This window comes from Obesumbacterium proteus, assembly GCF_001586165.1.
In the GTDB taxonomy this organism is placed as follows: domain Bacteria; phylum Pseudomonadota; class Gammaproteobacteria; order Enterobacterales; family Enterobacteriaceae; genus Hafnia; species Hafnia protea.
Genome location: NZ_CP014608.1, coordinates 4,851,246 through 4,866,186, shown reverse-complemented (window position 1 = coordinate 4,866,186; position 14,941 = coordinate 4,851,246). Strand labels below are relative to the sequence as shown.

Below are 14,941 nucleotides of genomic sequence, written 5' to 3'. Positions count from 1 at the left end.
TTCAGCTCCTTACTGCCATTTCCGGTGATAGGCACCCAGCGTGGTTTGAGTTCCTTCGGCCATTGCGCCAAGGCTATCCATCCAGCTTTGTTCGGCTTTATAGCCTTCGGGATCTTTCTGGCAGCGATCAATAGCCTGACGCCATACTTTCGCCACTTGGCTTACATAGGCAGGGCTACGCTGACGGCCTTCAATTTTCACCGAGGCAATATTCGCTCCCAGTAAATCAGGCAGAAGCTCAAGGGTATTCAGGCTAGTAGGCTCTTCAAGCGCATGATATTTCTCGCCGTCCACCAGATAACGACCCTTACACAGCGTGGGATAACCGGCGTTCTCGCCATCTTCATAGCGATCGATAAGCACGTCATTCAGGCGTGATTCCATGCCTTGAGGGGTTTGCTGCCAGCGCACGTAGCGAGCCGGAGAGCAGGCTCCAACGGTATTTGGTGACTCACCGGTGAGGTAAGACGACAGGTAACAGCGTCCTTCAGCCATAATGCACAGGCTACCGAATGCAAAGACTTCCAACGGAACTTCGCTGGTGCGTGCCAGCTGTTTCACCTGATGAATCGACAGCACGCGCGGCAGCACTACACGAGATACGTCAAAGTGTTGTTTATAGAAACGGATAGCTTCGTCATTGGTTGCTGAGGCCTGAACGGACACGTGACGTTCCACGTGAGGATAGCGCTCGGCGGCATATTCGAGCATGGCGAGATCGGCCAAAATGAGCGCATCGGCTCCCAGCTGCGCAGCCATATCTACGGCACGTTCCCAACGGGCATAGCCGTCAGGGTGGGCAAAAGTGTTAATCGCAATGTGCAATTTGCGGTTGTGGCGGTGCACATAGCTAACGGCTTCCTGAAGTTTTTTCTCGGTGAAGTTCAAGCCAGCGAAATGCCGTGCATTGGTATCATCTTTTAAACCGATATAAACGGCGTCGGCGCCGTTATCGATCGCTGCCTTCAGAGCAGGTAAGTTTCCGGCGGGGCAAAGCAACTCCATATATCATTCCTGAACAAGCCACGTTAGCGATGAGTGGCAATTAATGACAACAGGTGATCGGTTGAACCCTGAGTGATAATTTTAATGGCGATCATTCTAGATAACCCATTCATCAGCCGTTTTGATTTGAGGCAGTTTCTCGCGTGTTGACAGCAGCAACATGGCGGTTATTCTTTACCCAAATTATTTTCGCGCTCTATGCGTGCCAGACTAATAAGGGTTCGTTTTGTTGATATAGCGCGCTGTCTTGCGCTGTTAATGTGGCAAAATACCTGCACCCGTATCAAAAGGAGTCACTCCAGTGTTGGAAAAATTACGAGCACGTTTAGTGCGTCAAGGCCCGGCGTTTTTAAGCGTCCCGTTAAAATTCACGCCGTTTGCTTTACAACGACAGGTGCTGGAACAACTGCTGGGCTGGCAATTTCGTCAGGCGCTTGAGGATGATGAGCTTGAGTTTCTGGAAGATCGTTGGCTGAAGGTTGAAGTACGCGATCTGGGCTTAAAGTGGTTTGTCACCGTTAACGACGGCAAATTACAGGTCAGCCAGCATCAAGAGGCCGACGTAAGCTTCAGCGCAGATGCCAACGATTTGATTCTGATTGCGGCACGTAAAGAAGATCCTGATACGCTGTTTTTCCAACGCCGCTTACGTATTGAAGGTGATACTGAGCTTGGCTTATATGTCAAAAACTTGATGGATGCGATAGATTTAGACGCTATGCCTAAGCCGCTGCGTTTTGGTCTGTTACAGTTGGCCGAATTTGTTGATGCAGGCATGAAAGAAGCATCACCGCCCGCTACCCAAGAGGTTTCACCATGCTAATTCGCGTTGAAATTCCCGTTGATGCTGCTGGTATCGATCAGCTGCTGCGCAACGCGTTCCCAACCAGTGAAGAAGCGGAGCTTGTACATCGTCTGCGTGAGGATGGCCTGTTAACGCTAGGTGTTGTTGCCACCGATGAAGAGGGCGGCGTGGTTGGATACGCGGCTTTCAGCCCGGTTTATGTTGATGGTGAAGACCGCCAATGCGTAGGTCTGGCACCGGTGGTAGTGGATGAGGCTCATCGCCGTCAGGGGCTGGCAGAAAAAATCATTTATGAGGGATTAGACTCTCTGAATGAATTTGGCTATTCCGCCGTTGTCGTGCTCGGTGAACCGGCCTATTTCAGCCGTTTTGGTTTTCAGAATGCGGCAGAACATGGCTTGCATAGCAAACTCCCGGGAACAGAAGCGTCGTTTCAGGTTTACCCATTAGCCGATGGTGAAATGGAAAACTGCAAAGGGGTGGTTGAGTATTCTGCCCCGTTTGGACGTGGCTGAATTTGATATCTCTGGATACTCCCTATTTTCAGGGAGTATCCAGCGTTGATGAGGCAAAATTAGGCGGTTCCTGTCTCTACGGGTTTTTGATTGCGATTGACCGCGACTTTAAACAGCCAATATATCAAGCTGGCGGCAAGCAACGAATTGATCGTTGGAATACCCCATTCGGTAACCAGCCCCACAATACTGCCAACAATACTGGCGATAATAGCAGCCCAACCAATAACCGGCGTTTGGCTGTCATCCGGCAGTTTCCCTTCTGCACGAGTCTTATCCAAAATATGGCGATGCGAACGCAGGATAAAATAGTCCACCAGCATAATGCCGATAATTGGCGGGAAAACGACGCCTAACACGGTAAGAAAATCAACAAAGCGATCCAGAATACCCAGCACAGAAAGCGTGGTGCCCAATACACCAATGACCAGCGTGGTAGAGATGTATTTCAGCTTCTTGCCGGTAAGTCCTTCGACCGCATTCACGATGCCGAGTGAAGACGAGTAGAGGTTGAGATCGTTAACTCTTAACGTTGAGAACACGACAACCAGCAGACCGGCCCCCCCGCCGCTTGAGCCATGATGGTGACTACGTCCGCGGTGCCTAAGGTTTTGGCAATCAGAATCGCCAACCCATTGATGATAAATTCCCCGGCAACGATGGTGGCGATAGTGACGCCCAAAACATGCTTTTTGTTTTTTGAGTAACGCGTTAAATCGGGAGTCATTAGACTGGCGACAATCGCGCCACCCACGACGATAGTAATACCGGCGCTGATAGATAGTGGTTCACCATGCGGTGCCAGTTGCATGATTTCAGGCAAGTTATGGCCTGATAGAACATTAATCGAAATGTAGGCGACCAGCAGAATAAACATCGGTACGGCGATTCTGGCTGCAATGCGCAAGGCCTTGAAACCAAATGCGACTAATATGGTGAGGAAGCTGCCGGATAGGGCAGCGGCCCAGCCAAAGCCTAGCTTGTGGCCGAGAGCAAAGTCCAAAGATTTGGCAAAAATGGCATTTTGAATCCCAAACCAGCCGAGCAAACTAACGGCGACCACCACGCCGATCAGCACCGACCCCAAACGACCAAAACCACACCAGCGCGCTAACAGGCTGCCGGATATCCCTTCGCGCATCCCCGCCAAACCCAAGCCGTAGGTGACAACGCCAAATATAACGCTGCCGATCAAGATGGCCGTAAATGCATCCGTTAGCGACATGGAATTACCCAATACCGCGCCAAGCATGAACTGATCTAGCGCGGTCAACATACCCATATGAACGATAGCGACGCTTAAAAATGAAACCCTTTTATCCTGTGGCACTCTGCTCAATGGATAATCTTCAATTTTGATCACGATAAGGTATACCCTTGTTGTTTAGATAAACTGAATCCCTTTTGCCACTAGCCGATCGGGAATATAATTATCCAAGTGCGCAACCTTGCAAAATTCCTCAAACTGTTGCTGCGTATGGACATCAGATTTTTGGTAAATGGTATATATTCTGTTTTCTATTGTTTTGGTGCTGATGTTATATATCTTTGCAATTTCTTTAACCGAGCGTCGTTGCAACATTAAAAAGATAACGTCTAATTCAGAACGAGTGAACGTTGTATTATTAATTTCAGTGGTAAGAACGCTGGGCTTTTGTTGGTTTATATATTTGAGCGGAGATAAACTATTAAGCGGCTTGGCATTCCACATTACGCCGATTAATTCTTTTTTATCATTAAAAATAGGCAATTTTTCGCTGATATAAGGCATGAGGAATTCTTTCCCGTACCAGTAATGTGTTTCTATTACTGTGACGCGATCTTGAGATTCTTCAGTTCTTTTATCGTGCTCTATAAACTCAGAAGAGAGTTCTGCCCAATGGGCGGGAAACTCATCGTCTCTTTTGCCTTCGATGTCAAAATCAAGGGGGGTATTGGTATAGAGATAAGCTGCCTGATTCATATAGATATGGCGAGAATGCAGATCTTTGATGCCCCACGGCTCACTCAAGTGTTCCATCATGGCAATCAGGCCCTTGAAATAAATGTCATTATTTTTGTCGGGCAAATCCATGGCAACCTCTCCGCTCAATAATGCATTAGAGTTCTTTTGCCAGATAGTGCCGCGTAAATCTGTGAGCATATCCGCCTAAATCACCATATACACGATAGCCTAATTTTTCATAAAAACCTCTGGCCTGAAAATCGAAAGTATCGACATAAGCCATGTGGCAACCGCGCTTTAGCGCCTCTTTTTCAGCATTTTCCATCAGTTGACGGCCATACCCACTTTTACGGTATTCGTCGCTGACCCAAAGATATTGAACTTCAAGTCCGCCCCACCAAGTTCTTGCCACCAAACCCGCAACGATTTTCCCTGCATCGTCGGTGACGGTTAAAAATAGCGGATGAATATCGACGGCTTCGGTTTTGCTATTGTGCGCCCAGAGACTGTCAATGACATACTCTTCATCCTGCGGGTTTGGCGCATCCGTAATATTGATGTTCATGGTGAAAGATACCTTTGCGTGTAAATAATTAGGATTGTAATTAAAAGAATTGAGCTAAACCAATTTTAGTATCACTTTTATTAAAGTGTTACAAGGGTGGTTTTCACCCGTTCACGGATTGATGCTCAGTGTTTATATTGAATGTGACAGAGTTAAACAAATAGCTATGTGCCTCGTAAACCTTAGCTGTTTGTTGCGCTCTGTCTGAAGATGCTGATTTCGCCTCACCAGGGCGCTACTAAGAAAAACCAGCCATTCTTTACGGCTCCACCGATAGAGCAACAATAAATTGCCAAAGGGGAGCCGCATATTTTTTTCGATATTAATAAATTTTCTTGTTTAATTACGCGATCCCAAACCATTTCTCGAGCAATTGTGGGCTTTCCGCCACTAATTTTTCTTTCTGAGCTTTATTAAGCTGTTTGATTCGATATTCCAAGCGCAAAGCTTGCCCTCTCTCACCCACGAAGCATGAAAATGCCAACTGCAATGGCCCCTTACCGCGTAACGCCTTCGCGCCTGTACCATTCTGATGCTGCTGATAGCGGCGTTCTACGTCGGTGGTAATACCGGTATAAAGCGCGCCTGATGCGGTGCGTATGAGATAGAGATACCAGCGGGTTTCATGAGGTGCAGTGGTCATTAGGATTTAATTGGTTAGCCGTTTCATGACATTATACCCTCATCCATCACGGCCTGTGAGACTAACCCATGACGACTGATAAAGAGCATATATGCCGCTTCCTGCACGCCCAGCATGTGTTAACGCTCGGAACCTGTTGGGAAGGCGAAATGTGGTGTGCCAACTGTTTTTACGTCTTTGATGAAGAGCGTATGGCGCTCTATTTCATGACGGAAACGCGCACCCGTCACGGTGGAATGTTGCTTAAAAATCCTCGGGTCGCGGGAACCATCGCACATCAAACCAAAACTATTGCGCTGATCCGTGGGCTGCAATTTTCGGGTGAGGCCATAATATTAGAAGGTGAAAATGAGCATCTAGCCCGTAGCCGCTATTATCAGCAATTCCCCGCCGCCCGTTTAATGTCTGCGCCTATTTGGCAGCTTTCGCTCAACCAGATAAAAATGACGGACAATAAATTGGGCTTTGCGAAAAAAATTCGCTGGGAGCGAACCCCTGCGCAGGAATAACGGCGACATAATCATTATGACGACGGAAAAGTTAGATATATATCACTGAAACTAATTGCTTGAAGTCCTTACCTCCCGCTTTTCTCGCGTTATACTCAAGACAGGGAGGAAAACGGATGAAAATTTTATTGTTAGGCGCGACGGGTTTAGTCGGAAGTGAATTACTCAAACTTCTAGAACAAGATTCAGGCATCAGCAAAATCTATGCCCCAACGCGTAGGCCTTTACCGCCGTCAGAAAAACTGGTCAATCCGGTTGCAGATGATTTATGCGCGACGATGGCAACATGGACGACCCCTATTGATATCGCATTTTGTTGCTTGGGTACCACGCGCAAAGATGCCGGCAGTGATGCCGCATTCCGCTATGTAGACTATACGCTGGTGGTTGAGTGTGGGTCGGTGGCGCTAAAAAATGGCTGCCAGCACTATTCAGTAGTGAGTGCGCTTGGCGCGAATCCACAGTCAACATTCCTCTATAGCCGCACGAAAGGGGAAATGGAGAAAGCGTTAGAGCTGCAAGCATGGCAACATCTCACGATAGTGCGTCCATCAATGTTACAAGGCGACAGGCCAAAACCACGATTGTTAGAGCAAATTTCAGAACCCATATTTAAGCTGCTGCCCGAGAAATGGAAAGCCGTTGAGGCTTCAGCCGTAGCGATGGCGATGCTGAAATCTGCACGTAATCCAGCGCCTTATCGCTTGCAGATCATCGAGTCAGAACAGATTCAAAAATATTCTCAATAATAGCCACTCTCATCTGCGGTCAGCGTTAATCCATCTCTGGCCGCTTCAATACCTTCGGGCAGCGAATTCTCTAGCATCCACGCATCAAACTGATGGCTAATGTGGGTCAGCCAAATTTTCTCGCAGCCTATCCGCTGTTTTAACGCTATCACCGTATTGAGGTCGCTGTGGTTTTTCGGCGTGCTTGGACGTGGCTCATGGCTACAGTCGATAATCATGATTTCCGGCGGTTGCTGGCACAAAAACTCTGCGGTAGCTTCGGGCAAGCCTGCGGTATCCGTCAGATAGGCGATTCGATGATGGGGCGTTGTGAATAGATAACCAAAAGTGAGTTTCGAATGGTTGAGAGGAAGCGGTGTGATGCTCAATCCTTGCAGTTGGATGGTTTCAAACGCCGTGAGCGTATGGTTGAAATCAAGTATGCCGGGATGCTTAAACAGATCGTCACAGCCCATTTCATCCGGTGGCCCATAAACGGGAATGGACCCACCCACGCCCCAGCGCAGCGGGAATAATCCCTGAACGTGGTCCATATGGTAATGCGTTAGCAAAAACTGGCTAATTTGCTCAGGCGTAAACCGTTCGGTGAGGTCGTGCAAACCAGCATCAATCAGCGTTCGGCTGCCGTTATATTCCAGCATGGCGCTACAGGGTTTTCGCCGATATTGCGGCTCTTCTCGGGCGCGCAGACAGACCATACACTGACAGCCAAAAGCGGGCACCTGCTGTGCTCCGCTGGTGCCTAAAAATGTGAGAGTAAGCTTGGACATCGTTACTGATCCGATAACGGCTTAACGAAGCGAAAATGTGTGTGAAGATAGCCTTCACGCTGATAAAAACGATGCGCGTCATAACGCGTTGCGCGGGTGGAGAGCTCGGTCTGCTCCGCCCCTAATTCACGCGCTGTATCTTCTGCCCAACGTAACAACCGTTTACCCACGCCAGCTCCACGCGCCTGTGGCGTAATGATCAGCTCCTGAATTTCGGCAATCCAGTTTACGTGATGCAGATGATATTGCAGGTGAAGGCTAATAAATCCCAGCACCTCGTTATTCTGTGTGGCTAACGCATAGTGCATATTCGGATTGGCTAAATTGAGCGCATAGCCTTTGGCGAAAGCGAGGCGGTCAAACTCACATTGCTCAAGCTCACACATCAGGTGATACACCGTGTCTTCATCCTGCGCGGTGGTGGGGCGTAAAATGATATGGGGAGAAGTCGTCTCTGGCATACAGAACCTCTACGTGATGACGAAACAAAAAATTAAACGGAAACAGCAATAGTGCGTTCTACGAGGCGCAAAAACTCCCGCAGCGTGTGCTGCAAATCATCATTATTATTCAGATAGTCACAGCGTGCGTTTTCCGGTAATTGATAATCCTGTGCACGCTGCAAACGCTGCTCTATTTGCAGCGGCGTTTCGCGCCCACGCGCCAACAATCGCTGGCGCAAGGTCGTTTGAGAAACCTGCAAACACACGGCCTGCATTCGATCGCCATAGCGCTCGCGGGCGATAGGCAGATGGGCGCGAGAACCGTTGACCACCACGCTAATCCCCTGAGTCAGCCACTGATCTATTTCTATACCCAACCCATAATAATGCTGATTAGCCTGCCAGTGCAGCGCAAAAAGTCCTTGGCTGCACCGCTGCATAAACTCGTTTTCACTGAGTTCGATGTGATTTTCCGAGCCTGCATGGCAGGCCCGAGTAATATAGCGATGGGCGACGAGCAACGGCGTGGTTTGCTGCTCGCGTAACGCCTGAAGCAAACTGTCTTTACCTGAGCCCGACGCGCCAACCAGATAAATTAATTTTGCCATTAGAACACCCGTATCCCTTCGCGCCACACGTGATTCACATGAATATGCTCGCCGTGGCGTTGTGCTAATACCAAATCCGCTCTTTTGCCTTCTGCAAGCACGCCGCGATCGGATAATCCCAGTGCTTTCGCCGGATTGCGCGTCACTAATGACATCGCCTGAGGCAGCGTAAACGTATTGTGCTCGCTGGCGGCGACGCAAAACGCGGCATCCAACAGGCTAGCGGGATAATAGTCGGATGACAGAATGTCCAAGACGCCGAGCGAAGCCAATTCATGAGCCGCAACGTTACCGGAATGCGAGCCGCCTCGCACAATATTGGGAGCGCCCATCATCACCTGCAAACCGCGCTGATGTGATGCATGTGCCGCCTCTACCGTGGTGGGGAATTCGGCAATCACGCTGCCTAACTGATGCGATTCATCGGCATGTGCTTCGGTGGCATCATCATGGCTGGCGAGTGCAATGCCGCGCGTGCGGCAGAGTTCAGCGATGGCATGGCGATTAGGTTGTGACCAGCGCTCAGCATTCTCCAGCTGTTCACGTTCATAGGCATCCATCTGCTCATCGCTGAGATGGTATTTGCCCTGAAAGTATTCGCGATATTTCTGCGGGTTTACGAATTGGCGCTGGCCAGGAGAGTGATCCATCAATGACACCAGAGACACGCCGCGTTTCTCCACCAGTTGTTGGAACAGGGGAAGGGTGCTGTGATGGGGGAGTTCGCAGCGCAGGTGTAGGCGATGCTCTGCGCGATTGACGCCGCGCTGCTGGCTGTCAATCACCGCGTTGATCATTTTTTCCAGATTATCTAAGCGATCGCCACCGTCGCGCACGTCACCCAAGGCTACGGCATCAAGCACCGTGGTGATCCCGCTGGCAATCATCAACGCATCGTGGCTGCTCATGGCAGAATGCGCAGGCCAGCTGACTTTGGGACGCGGAGTGAAAAACTTGTCCAAATTATCGGTATGTAGCTCAATCAAGCCCGGCAGCAGCCAGCCGCCGTTGCCATCGACGGCTTCGGGCAAACGGCTATCGCTGTCGGCAAAGGCGCGGATCACGCCGTCTTGAACCTCAAGCGAACCTGCCACCACTTCATTTTCCAGCACCAGTTTTACATTGTTCACGATCATGGTTTTGCTCCGCTATTCAGTCATCACATGCAGACGATCTGCAACATGGTCGCGCACGGCTTCATCATGGAAGATCCCAACGATAGCGGCACCACGTGCTTTGGCTTGATCGATCAAACTCACCACCGCGGCGCTATTGGTGGTATCGAGCGACGCCGTAGGTTCATCGAGCAACAAAATCGGATAATCAACCACGAATCCGCGGGCGATATTTACGCGCTGCTGCTCGCCGCCGGAAAAGGTGGAAGGTGCCAAATGCCAGAGGCGTTGGGGAACGTTGAGATGGGTTAATAACGCCGCCGCTTTTTGTTCGCAGGCTTGACGTTCGTAGCCCAGTTCAAGCATCGGCTGCATCACCACGTCTAATGCGCTAATGCGTGGGATCACGCGTAGAAACTGACTGACCCAGCCGATCGTTTTGCGACGCACAGCGAGGATCTGCCTTGCTGGGGCTTGCACCATATCCAGCCATTCACCCTGATGTTGTACCCAGATGCTGCCTTCATCGGGCAGATAGTTAGCATAAAGCGATCGCAACAGCGTTGATTTCCCGCTGCCTGAATGACCGTGCAACACCACGCATTCACCGGCGTTCACTTCCAATGACGCGTCTGAAAGCACCGGCAGACGAATACTGTTTTGGTGATGCAGTACAAAGGTTTTACTCAGATTCTCTACGCGCAAGCGTGTTGTTATGGTCATGATTTTCGCTCAATTTTGTAAAACGGAAGAAACCAACAACTGGGTGTACGGATGATGAGGATCGTCCAATACGCGATCCGTCAGCCCGCTCTCAACCACTTTGCCTTGCTTCATCACCAGCAAACGATGCGCCAACAGGCGAGCCACGCCGAGATCATGGGTCACGATCACTACGGCTAACTGAAGCTCGACCACCAACGTGCGCAGCAGATCGAGCAGGCGCGCCTGTACTGAAACATCGAGCCCGCCGGTGGGTTCATCCATAAACACGACGCGCGGATGAGTCACCAAATTGCGCGCTATTTGCAGGCGCTGCTGCATGCCGCCTGAAAACGTGGTGGGTAGATCGTCAATGCGCGTGGCTGGGATCTCCACGTCTTCCAGCCAACGCATGGCTTCGGCGCGAATATTGCCGTAATGACGTTGCCCTACGGCCATTAAGCGCTCGCCGATATTGCCACCGGCCGAAACGTGCGGGCGAAGCCCGTCGAGCGGATGCTGATGCACCACGCCCCATTCGGTACGTAACAGGCGACGGCGGTCGCTTTCGCTCATGGCGTATAAATCCTGAACGCCTTGGGCGCTCAAATAGCGAATCTCTCCCTGCTGCGGGGTGAGACGTGCAGAGATGGATTTCAGCAGCGTTGTTTTACCGGATCCCGACTCTCCGACGATCCCCAACACTTCGCCCGGATAGAGATCGAAAGAGACATCGCTAAAGCCTTTGCCCGGCGCATACAGGTGGGTCAGATTGTTCACGGAAAGCAGCGGCAGATCGTCGGCTGGCGCTGAGAAGATCGAGTCTGTGGCGTTCATTGCGCATTGGCCTCGCTGTGCTGGCGGCAAAAATCAGTGTCGGAGCAGACGAACATTCTGGAGCCTTGATCGTCGAGCACCACTTCATCCAAATAGCTGTGCTGCGATCCGCAAATCGCGCAGGGCTGATCCCATTGCTGCACGCTGAACGGATGATCGTCGAAGTCGAGGCTTTCCACTTTGGTGTACGGGGGAACGGCGTAGATCCGTTTTTCGCGTCCGGCACCAAACAGTTGGAGCGCGGGCATCATGTTCATCTTGGGATTATCAAATTTTGGAATGGGTGAAGGAGCCATCACATAGCGATGATTGACCTTTACGGGATAATCATAGGTAGTTGCGATGTGGCCAAAACGCGCGATATCTTCATACAGTTTTACCTGCATGACGCCATACTCCTCCAGCGCATGCATTTTTCGCGTTTCGGTTTCACGCGGTTCGATAAAACGCAGTGGTTCAGGCATCGGAACCTGATAGATGATGATTTGATCTTGGCGCAGCGGCGTTTCAGGTATGCGGTGGCGAGTTTGAATAAGCGTAGCGTCGGCGGTCACTTCGGTGGTGTCAACGCCGGTAACGCGCTGGAAGAAACGGCGAATCGATACCGCATTGGTGGTGTCGTCTGCGCCCTGATCGATCACTTTTAAGGTATCAGCTTCACCAATCACGCTGGCGGTGAGCTGAATTCCGCCGGTTCCCCAGCCATAGGGCATCGGCATTTCTCGTCCGCCAAAGGGCACCTGATAGCCGGGGATCGCCACGGCTTTGAGGATCGCTCGGCGGATCATACGTTTGGTCTGCTCATCGAGATAGCCGTAGTTATAGCCCGCTAAGCTGTAACCGGTTAGCACGTTAGTCATGTGCATTCTCCTGACGGTCATTGAATTCCTGTTGTAAACGATGGAGCAATTCCAGCTCGGCTTGAAAATCAACGTAGTGCGGTAATTTAAGGTGGGAGACAAAACCGGCGGCTTCTACGCTATCGGCATGCGCCAGCACGAACTCTTCGTCTTGAGCGGGGCCGTTGATCTGCTCTTGGTAATCGGGAGCCTGAAGGGCGCGATCGACCAGCGCCATCGCCATCGCTTTGCGTTCGCTCATGCCAAACACCAAGCCGTAGCCGCGCGTGAAATGCGGGGCATCATCGGGTTGGGCAACAAAGCCGTTGACCATTTCGCATTCGGTCAGCAACAGCTCGCCAATTTCAACGGAAAAGCCCAGCTCTTCAGGCGTAATACTTAGGCTGACATAGCCGCTGCGAATTTCTCCTGCAAACGGGTGGTTGCGCCCATAGCCGCGCTGAGTGGAGTAGCCCAGCGCCAGCAGATAGCCCTCATCGCCACGCACCAACTGCTGTAAACGTGAAGAACGAGAGCAGGGATAAACCGGCGGTGTGCGGGTGATGTCGTCGGGTTCGGCGCCGCTGTCGTGTTCCGCACGTGCCAGCCCTTGCTGTGCCAACATGCTGAAGACGTGCGGGCTATGCGATTCGTTCATCGCTTCATCGCGGTTTATTTCTGGCGTTTCGCCGTTGGCTAACAGCGTGAAATCTAACAGCCGATGGGTGTAGTCATAGGTGGGGCCGAGCACTTGGCCACCGGGCAGGTCTTTATACACCGCCGAAATGCGGCGCTCTAAACGCATATCCTGCGTGTTCAAGGCATCGCTGACCGCCAGACGCGGTAGGGTGGTGCGATAGGCGCGCAGTAAAAAGATGGCTTCGACCAGATCGCCGCTGGCCTGTTTGATCGCCAGTGCGGCAAGCTGTCTATCGTAGATCCCGCCTTCGGTCATCACGCGATCGACGGCTAACGTGAGTTGCTGATCGATTTGATCAACGCTGAGCTCATTGAGCTGGGTCGATCCGCGGCGCTTCTGTTCTTGCAAACGGTGGGCGGCGGCGATGGCTTTTTCGCCCCCCTTAACGGCTACGTACATCGAACACCTCCACGAGCGTAGTGCGTGGTATGGCAAGCAGACGTTCGCCGCAGGTAAAGATGAAATCGCAACCCAGCGGGAAGCTGTGCGAACGTTCGGTTAAAGCGTTGAGCACGACGTCTGAAATCTGAGGCGCAATCATGCGCTCTTCTAAAATGCCGGGGCCGGTCAGGCGCAACATGTGGCCACCGCTGAGGCTTTTTACCTGCACAATCACGGTGGCGCTGGTTTCCGGTGAGACATCTTCACCTTGTGCGAAATCAGTCAGTTGTTCAGCGGTAACCTGTTCATTCACGACCGCAAAGGCTGCCAGTGAAGGTTCGACGGCCAGCGGAGCGCCGGTATGAAAGCGCAGATTTTGCTGCGCGGTTTCCGAGCTTAGCTCGGGCGTGAGCCATACTGGCGTATCTTGATCACTCAGGGTTAACAGCACGCTGGTGGTGGCGCTGTTGAGCGGCAGCCAGCCTTCCGGCGTGTTATTCAAATTCACGATCACGCCGGGTTCGCTCATGGCTTTCAGCAGGCGGCGAAAATGGTTTTGTGCATCATGCACGGGCAATGTAAAAGCGGTCATTAACGTCATTAGTTATCTCCGCGAACCAGAGTGAAGAAGTCCACTCGGCTAGCTGCAATTTCTTGGGCGCGCTGCTGGTGTCGTTCTTGTTGCAGTGCGGCGAGTGGGTTAATCAGGTTTTCCAGCAAAGTCATGTTGTGCTCGCGTTCTTGCAGCAGGGCGTCGATTAACGCGCAGCGCTCGGCGTGAGATTTGTCGCGGCCAAGCTGATAACTGTAGCCATAGGTGCCGCTGCTGAGCTGAATGACTGCGCGAGTGAGCGTGGCGTCGCCGAGGAAAAAGCGCTGACCGCTTCCGCCGGTACGCGCCTGAATTTGGGTGAGGCCGGTTTCTGCGGGACGAATATTTTTCCACTCCAGTGCATTGAGATGCAGGGCATCCCACAGCGGATTAAGGTCGTCGGGCTGGCTGTGCGCCAGCGTTGCCATCCAGCGTTGGCGCTCAGCGATTGAAAAATGAGAGTGAGACGGTGTGGCGTCCATTTAGTGCTCCATGGTCAGTTCGATCATGTCGGCACGCGTCAGGCTAACGGAATACTCCGCAGGCTGTGACTGGCCTTCACAGTGATTTAAGGTACGAACACACATCAGCGGTGCATGAGTGGCGATTTCTAACAGTCGGCTCTCTTTGGCCTGTGCGCAGCGTGCGCTAATGCGGGTTTGAGTGCGACTGAGTTCACGGCCAAGATGCTGTTGGATATAACCGTGCAGCGAACCGCTGGTGAAGTTTTGCAACGTGCCCCACCAGCTGAGATCCGGTAGGAAATGGTCGATAACGCAGACCGGCACGCCGTTGACTCGGCGCAGGGTGCGCAGATGAATAACCTGTTGCCCTTCTTCCATCCCTAGCGCATCGGCAATATGGCTAACCGTAGGCCGAAGAACTGAGATCAACCGCTCGCTGGTGGGATGGCTACCCTGTTCCAATAGGTTTTGGCTAAAGCGAGCCTGTGAGTGCAGCGGATAATCAAACGGGCGCATCAGCACTAAAACGCCTACGCCTTGACGACGTTGCACCCAGCCTCGAACGACTAACTCATCAATGGCGCGGCGCAGAGTGTGGCGATTTACCTCATAACGTTCAGCGAGCTGATGCTCTGCGGGAAGATAGTCTCCGCACTGGTAATGCTGGCGTAGGTCTTGTTCCAATAACGCCGCAATCTCTTGATAGCGGGTGGGAAAACTGGTCGGATGTCTAGATAAGTGCATAACAAACAAA

At 51.6% G+C, this 14,941-nt stretch carries 19 protein-coding genes and 1 pseudogene; 4 read left to right on the top strand and 16 right to left on the bottom strand.

The features are described from left to right. Nucleotides 1-9: 9 nt before the first annotated feature. Nucleotides 10-1,005 carry a ubiquinone anaerobic biosynthesis protein UbiU gene (ubiU, locus tag DSM2777_RS22780; protein WP_046459334.1) on the bottom strand — a complete coding sequence of 332 codons (996 nt, stop codon included), beginning with the start codon at nt 1,003-1,005 and terminating at the stop codon, nt 10-12. A 301-nt stretch (nt 1,006-1,306) separates the two neighbouring features. On the opposite strand from ubiU, the gene ubiT reads away from it, so the two are divergent. Further along, the gene (gene ubiT, locus DSM2777_RS22775) at nt 1,307-1,828 is read left to right on the top strand and encodes a ubiquinone anaerobic biosynthesis accessory factor UbiT (RefSeq protein ID WP_046459335.1); all 522 of its coding nucleotides are present in this window, start codon (nt 1,307-1,309) and stop codon (nt 1,826-1,828) included. Next, nucleotides 1,822-2,325, top strand: a complete 504-nt coding sequence (locus DSM2777_RS22770; protein WP_046359418.1) for a GNAT family N-acetyltransferase — start codon at nt 1,822-1,824, stop codon at nt 2,323-2,325. The genes ubiT and DSM2777_RS22770 overlap by 7 nt, the downstream gene beginning before the upstream one ends. A 59-nt stretch (nt 2,326-2,384) precedes the next feature. Here DSM2777_RS22770 and DSM2777_RS22765 read toward each other — a convergent pair. The 4 genes and pseudogenes from DSM2777_RS22765 to DSM2777_RS22750 form a co-directional block, all read right to left on the bottom strand. Then, nucleotides 2,385-3,688, bottom strand: a pseudogene (locus DSM2777_RS22765) (cytosine permease). A gap of 21 nt (nt 3,689-3,709) precedes the next feature. After that, nucleotides 3,710-4,399, bottom strand: coding sequence for a helix-turn-helix transcriptional regulator (locus DSM2777_RS22760; RefSeq protein WP_061555224.1), 690 nt, complete (start codon nt 4,397-4,399; stop codon nt 3,710-3,712). 25 nt (nt 4,400-4,424) lie between these two features. Continuing rightward, nucleotides 4,425-4,835 (bottom strand): GNAT family N-acetyltransferase, encoded by a 411-nt coding sequence (locus tag DSM2777_RS22755; RefSeq protein WP_043490742.1) that lies wholly within the window; start codon nt 4,833-4,835, stop codon nt 4,425-4,427. A gap of 343 nt (nt 4,836-5,178) precedes the next feature. Further along, entirely contained in the window at nt 5,179-5,478 is a 300-nt protein-coding gene (locus DSM2777_RS22750) for a GIY-YIG nuclease family protein (protein ID WP_061555223.1), read from the bottom strand. 68 nt (nt 5,479-5,546) lie between these two features. Between DSM2777_RS22750 and DSM2777_RS22745 the strand changes: the two genes are divergently transcribed. Both DSM2777_RS22745 and DSM2777_RS22740 read left to right on the top strand, forming a co-directional pair. Next, nucleotides 5,547-5,987, top strand: a complete 441-nt coding sequence (locus tag DSM2777_RS22745) for a YhbP family protein (protein ID WP_061555222.1) — start codon at nt 5,547-5,549, stop codon at nt 5,985-5,987. 116 nt (nt 5,988-6,103) lie between these two features. Beyond that, nucleotides 6,104-6,736, top strand: a complete 633-nt coding sequence (locus tag DSM2777_RS22740) for an NAD(P)H-binding protein (RefSeq protein WP_046459341.1) — start codon at nt 6,104-6,106, stop codon at nt 6,734-6,736. Here DSM2777_RS22740 and phnP read toward each other — a convergent pair. Genes phnP through phnF form a run of 11 tightly spaced genes read right to left on the bottom strand, consistent with a single transcriptional unit; the run spans nt 6,730 to nt 14,931 of the window. Then, nucleotides 6,730-7,506 carry a phosphonate metabolism protein PhnP gene (phnP, locus tag DSM2777_RS22735; protein ID WP_061555221.1) on the bottom strand — a complete coding sequence of 259 codons (777 nt, stop codon included), beginning with the start codon at nt 7,504-7,506 and terminating at the stop codon, nt 6,730-6,732. The two genes, DSM2777_RS22740 and phnP, sit on opposite strands and share 7 nt — an antisense overlap. 2 nt (nt 7,507-7,508) lie before the next feature. Further along, a complete protein-coding gene (gene phnO, locus DSM2777_RS22730) occupies nt 7,509-7,967 on the bottom strand; it encodes an aminoalkylphosphonate N-acetyltransferase (protein WP_061555220.1) in 459 nt (152 codons plus the stop codon). A gap of 32 nt (nt 7,968-7,999) precedes the next feature. Continuing rightward, complete coding sequence (gene phnN / locus DSM2777_RS22725; RefSeq protein WP_061555219.1) at nt 8,000-8,557, bottom strand: ribose 1,5-bisphosphokinase; 558 nt, start codon at nt 8,555-8,557, stop codon at nt 8,000-8,002. Further along, nucleotides 8,557-9,693 carry an alpha-D-ribose 1-methylphosphonate 5-triphosphate diphosphatase gene (phnM, locus tag DSM2777_RS22720; protein ID WP_061555218.1) on the bottom strand — a complete coding sequence of 379 codons (1,137 nt, stop codon included), beginning with the start codon at nt 9,691-9,693 and terminating at the stop codon, nt 8,557-8,559. The genes phnN and phnM overlap by 1 nt, the downstream gene beginning before the upstream one ends. A gap of 12 nt (nt 9,694-9,705) precedes the next feature. Continuing rightward, nucleotides 9,706-10,395, bottom strand: coding sequence for a phosphonate C-P lyase system protein PhnL (gene phnL / locus DSM2777_RS22715; protein WP_061555217.1), 690 nt, complete (start codon nt 10,393-10,395; stop codon nt 9,706-9,708). 9 nt (nt 10,396-10,404) lie between these two features. Beyond that, nucleotides 10,405-11,211, bottom strand: a complete 807-nt coding sequence (gene phnK, locus DSM2777_RS22710) for a phosphonate C-P lyase system protein PhnK (RefSeq protein WP_046359410.1) — start codon at nt 11,209-11,211, stop codon at nt 10,405-10,407. Beyond that, on the bottom strand, nt 11,208-12,071 hold the full coding sequence (locus DSM2777_RS22705; RefSeq protein WP_046459347.1) for an alpha-D-ribose 1-methylphosphonate 5-phosphate C-P-lyase PhnJ: 864 nt from the start codon (nt 12,069-12,071) through the stop codon (nt 11,208-11,210). Before DSM2777_RS22705 ends, phnK begins: the two co-directional genes overlap by 4 nt. Continuing rightward, complete coding sequence (locus DSM2777_RS22700) at nt 12,064-13,149, bottom strand: carbon-phosphorus lyase complex subunit (protein ID WP_061555216.1); 1,086 nt, start codon at nt 13,147-13,149, stop codon at nt 12,064-12,066. Before DSM2777_RS22700 ends, DSM2777_RS22705 begins: the two co-directional genes overlap by 8 nt. Next, nucleotides 13,133-13,732: a phosphonate C-P lyase system protein PhnH gene (gene phnH / locus DSM2777_RS22695; RefSeq protein ID WP_061555467.1), complete on the bottom strand. Its 600-nt coding sequence runs from the start codon at nt 13,730-13,732 to the stop codon at nt 13,133-13,135. Before phnH ends, DSM2777_RS22700 begins: the two co-directional genes overlap by 17 nt. After that, nucleotides 13,732-14,205 carry a phosphonate C-P lyase system protein PhnG gene (phnG, locus tag DSM2777_RS22690; protein WP_046459350.1) on the bottom strand — a complete coding sequence of 158 codons (474 nt, stop codon included), beginning with the start codon at nt 14,203-14,205 and terminating at the stop codon, nt 13,732-13,734. The genes phnH and phnG overlap by 1 nt, the downstream gene beginning before the upstream one ends. Further along, nucleotides 14,206-14,931 carry a phosphonate metabolism transcriptional regulator PhnF gene (gene phnF / locus DSM2777_RS22685; RefSeq protein WP_061555215.1) on the bottom strand — a complete coding sequence of 242 codons (726 nt, stop codon included), beginning with the start codon at nt 14,929-14,931 and terminating at the stop codon, nt 14,206-14,208. Nucleotides 14,932-14,941: the final 10 nt, after the last annotated feature.

What these genes read in the sequence shown, in the direction of transcription:
- ubiU (WP_046459334.1), bottom strand. Translation starts at nt 1,005, where the DNA reads ATGGAGTTGCTTTGCCCCGCCGGAAACTTACCTGCTCTGAAGGCAGCG.
- DSM2777_RS22770 (WP_046359418.1), top strand. Translation starts at nt 1,822, where the DNA reads ATGCTAATTCGCGTTGAAATTCCCGTTGATGCTGCTGGTATCGATCAG.
- DSM2777_RS22760 (WP_061555224.1), bottom strand. Translation starts at nt 4,399, where the DNA reads ATGGATTTGCCCGACAAAAATAATGACATTTATTTCAAGGGCCTGATT.
- DSM2777_RS22755 (WP_043490742.1), bottom strand. Translation starts at nt 4,835, where the DNA reads ATGAACATCAATATTACGGATGCGCCAAACCCGCAGGATGAAGAGTAT.
- DSM2777_RS22750 (WP_061555223.1), bottom strand. Translation starts at nt 5,478, where the DNA reads ATGACCACTGCACCTCATGAAACCCGCTGGTATCTCTATCTCATACGC.
- DSM2777_RS22745 (WP_061555222.1), top strand. Translation starts at nt 5,547, where the DNA reads ATGACGACTGATAAAGAGCATATATGCCGCTTCCTGCACGCCCAGCAT.
- DSM2777_RS22740 (WP_046459341.1), top strand. Translation starts at nt 6,104, where the DNA reads ATGAAAATTTTATTGTTAGGCGCGACGGGTTTAGTCGGAAGTGAATTA.
- phnP (WP_061555221.1), bottom strand. Translation starts at nt 7,506, where the DNA reads ATGTCCAAGCTTACTCTCACATTTTTAGGCACCAGCGGAGCACAGCAG.
- phnO (WP_061555220.1), bottom strand. Translation starts at nt 7,967, where the DNA reads ATGCCAGAGACGACTTCTCCCCATATCATTTTACGCCCCACCACCGCG.
- phnN (WP_061555219.1), bottom strand. Translation starts at nt 8,557, where the DNA reads ATGGCAAAATTAATTTATCTGGTTGGCGCGTCGGGCTCAGGTAAAGAC.
- phnM (WP_061555218.1), bottom strand. Translation starts at nt 9,693, where the DNA reads ATGATCGTGAACAATGTAAAACTGGTGCTGGAAAATGAAGTGGTGGCA.
- phnL (WP_061555217.1), bottom strand. Translation starts at nt 10,395, where the DNA reads ATGACCATAACAACACGCTTGCGCGTAGAGAATCTGAGTAAAACCTTT.
- phnK (WP_046359410.1), bottom strand. Translation starts at nt 11,211, where the DNA reads ATGAACGCCACAGACTCGATCTTCTCAGCGCCAGCCGACGATCTGCCG.
- DSM2777_RS22705 (WP_046459347.1), bottom strand. Translation starts at nt 12,071, where the DNA reads ATGACTAACGTGCTAACCGGTTACAGCTTAGCGGGCTATAACTACGGC.
- DSM2777_RS22700 (WP_061555216.1), bottom strand. Translation starts at nt 13,149, where the DNA reads ATGTACGTAGCCGTTAAGGGGGGCGAAAAAGCCATCGCCGCCGCCCAC.
- phnH (WP_061555467.1), bottom strand. Translation starts at nt 13,732, where the DNA reads ATGACGTTAATGACCGCTTTTACATTGCCCGTGCATGATGCACAAAAC.
- phnG (WP_046459350.1), bottom strand. Translation starts at nt 14,205, where the DNA reads ATGGACGCCACACCGTCTCACTCTCATTTTTCAATCGCTGAGCGCCAA.
- phnF (WP_061555215.1), bottom strand. Translation starts at nt 14,931, where the DNA reads ATGCACTTATCTAGACATCCGACCAGTTTTCCCACCCGCTATCAAGAG.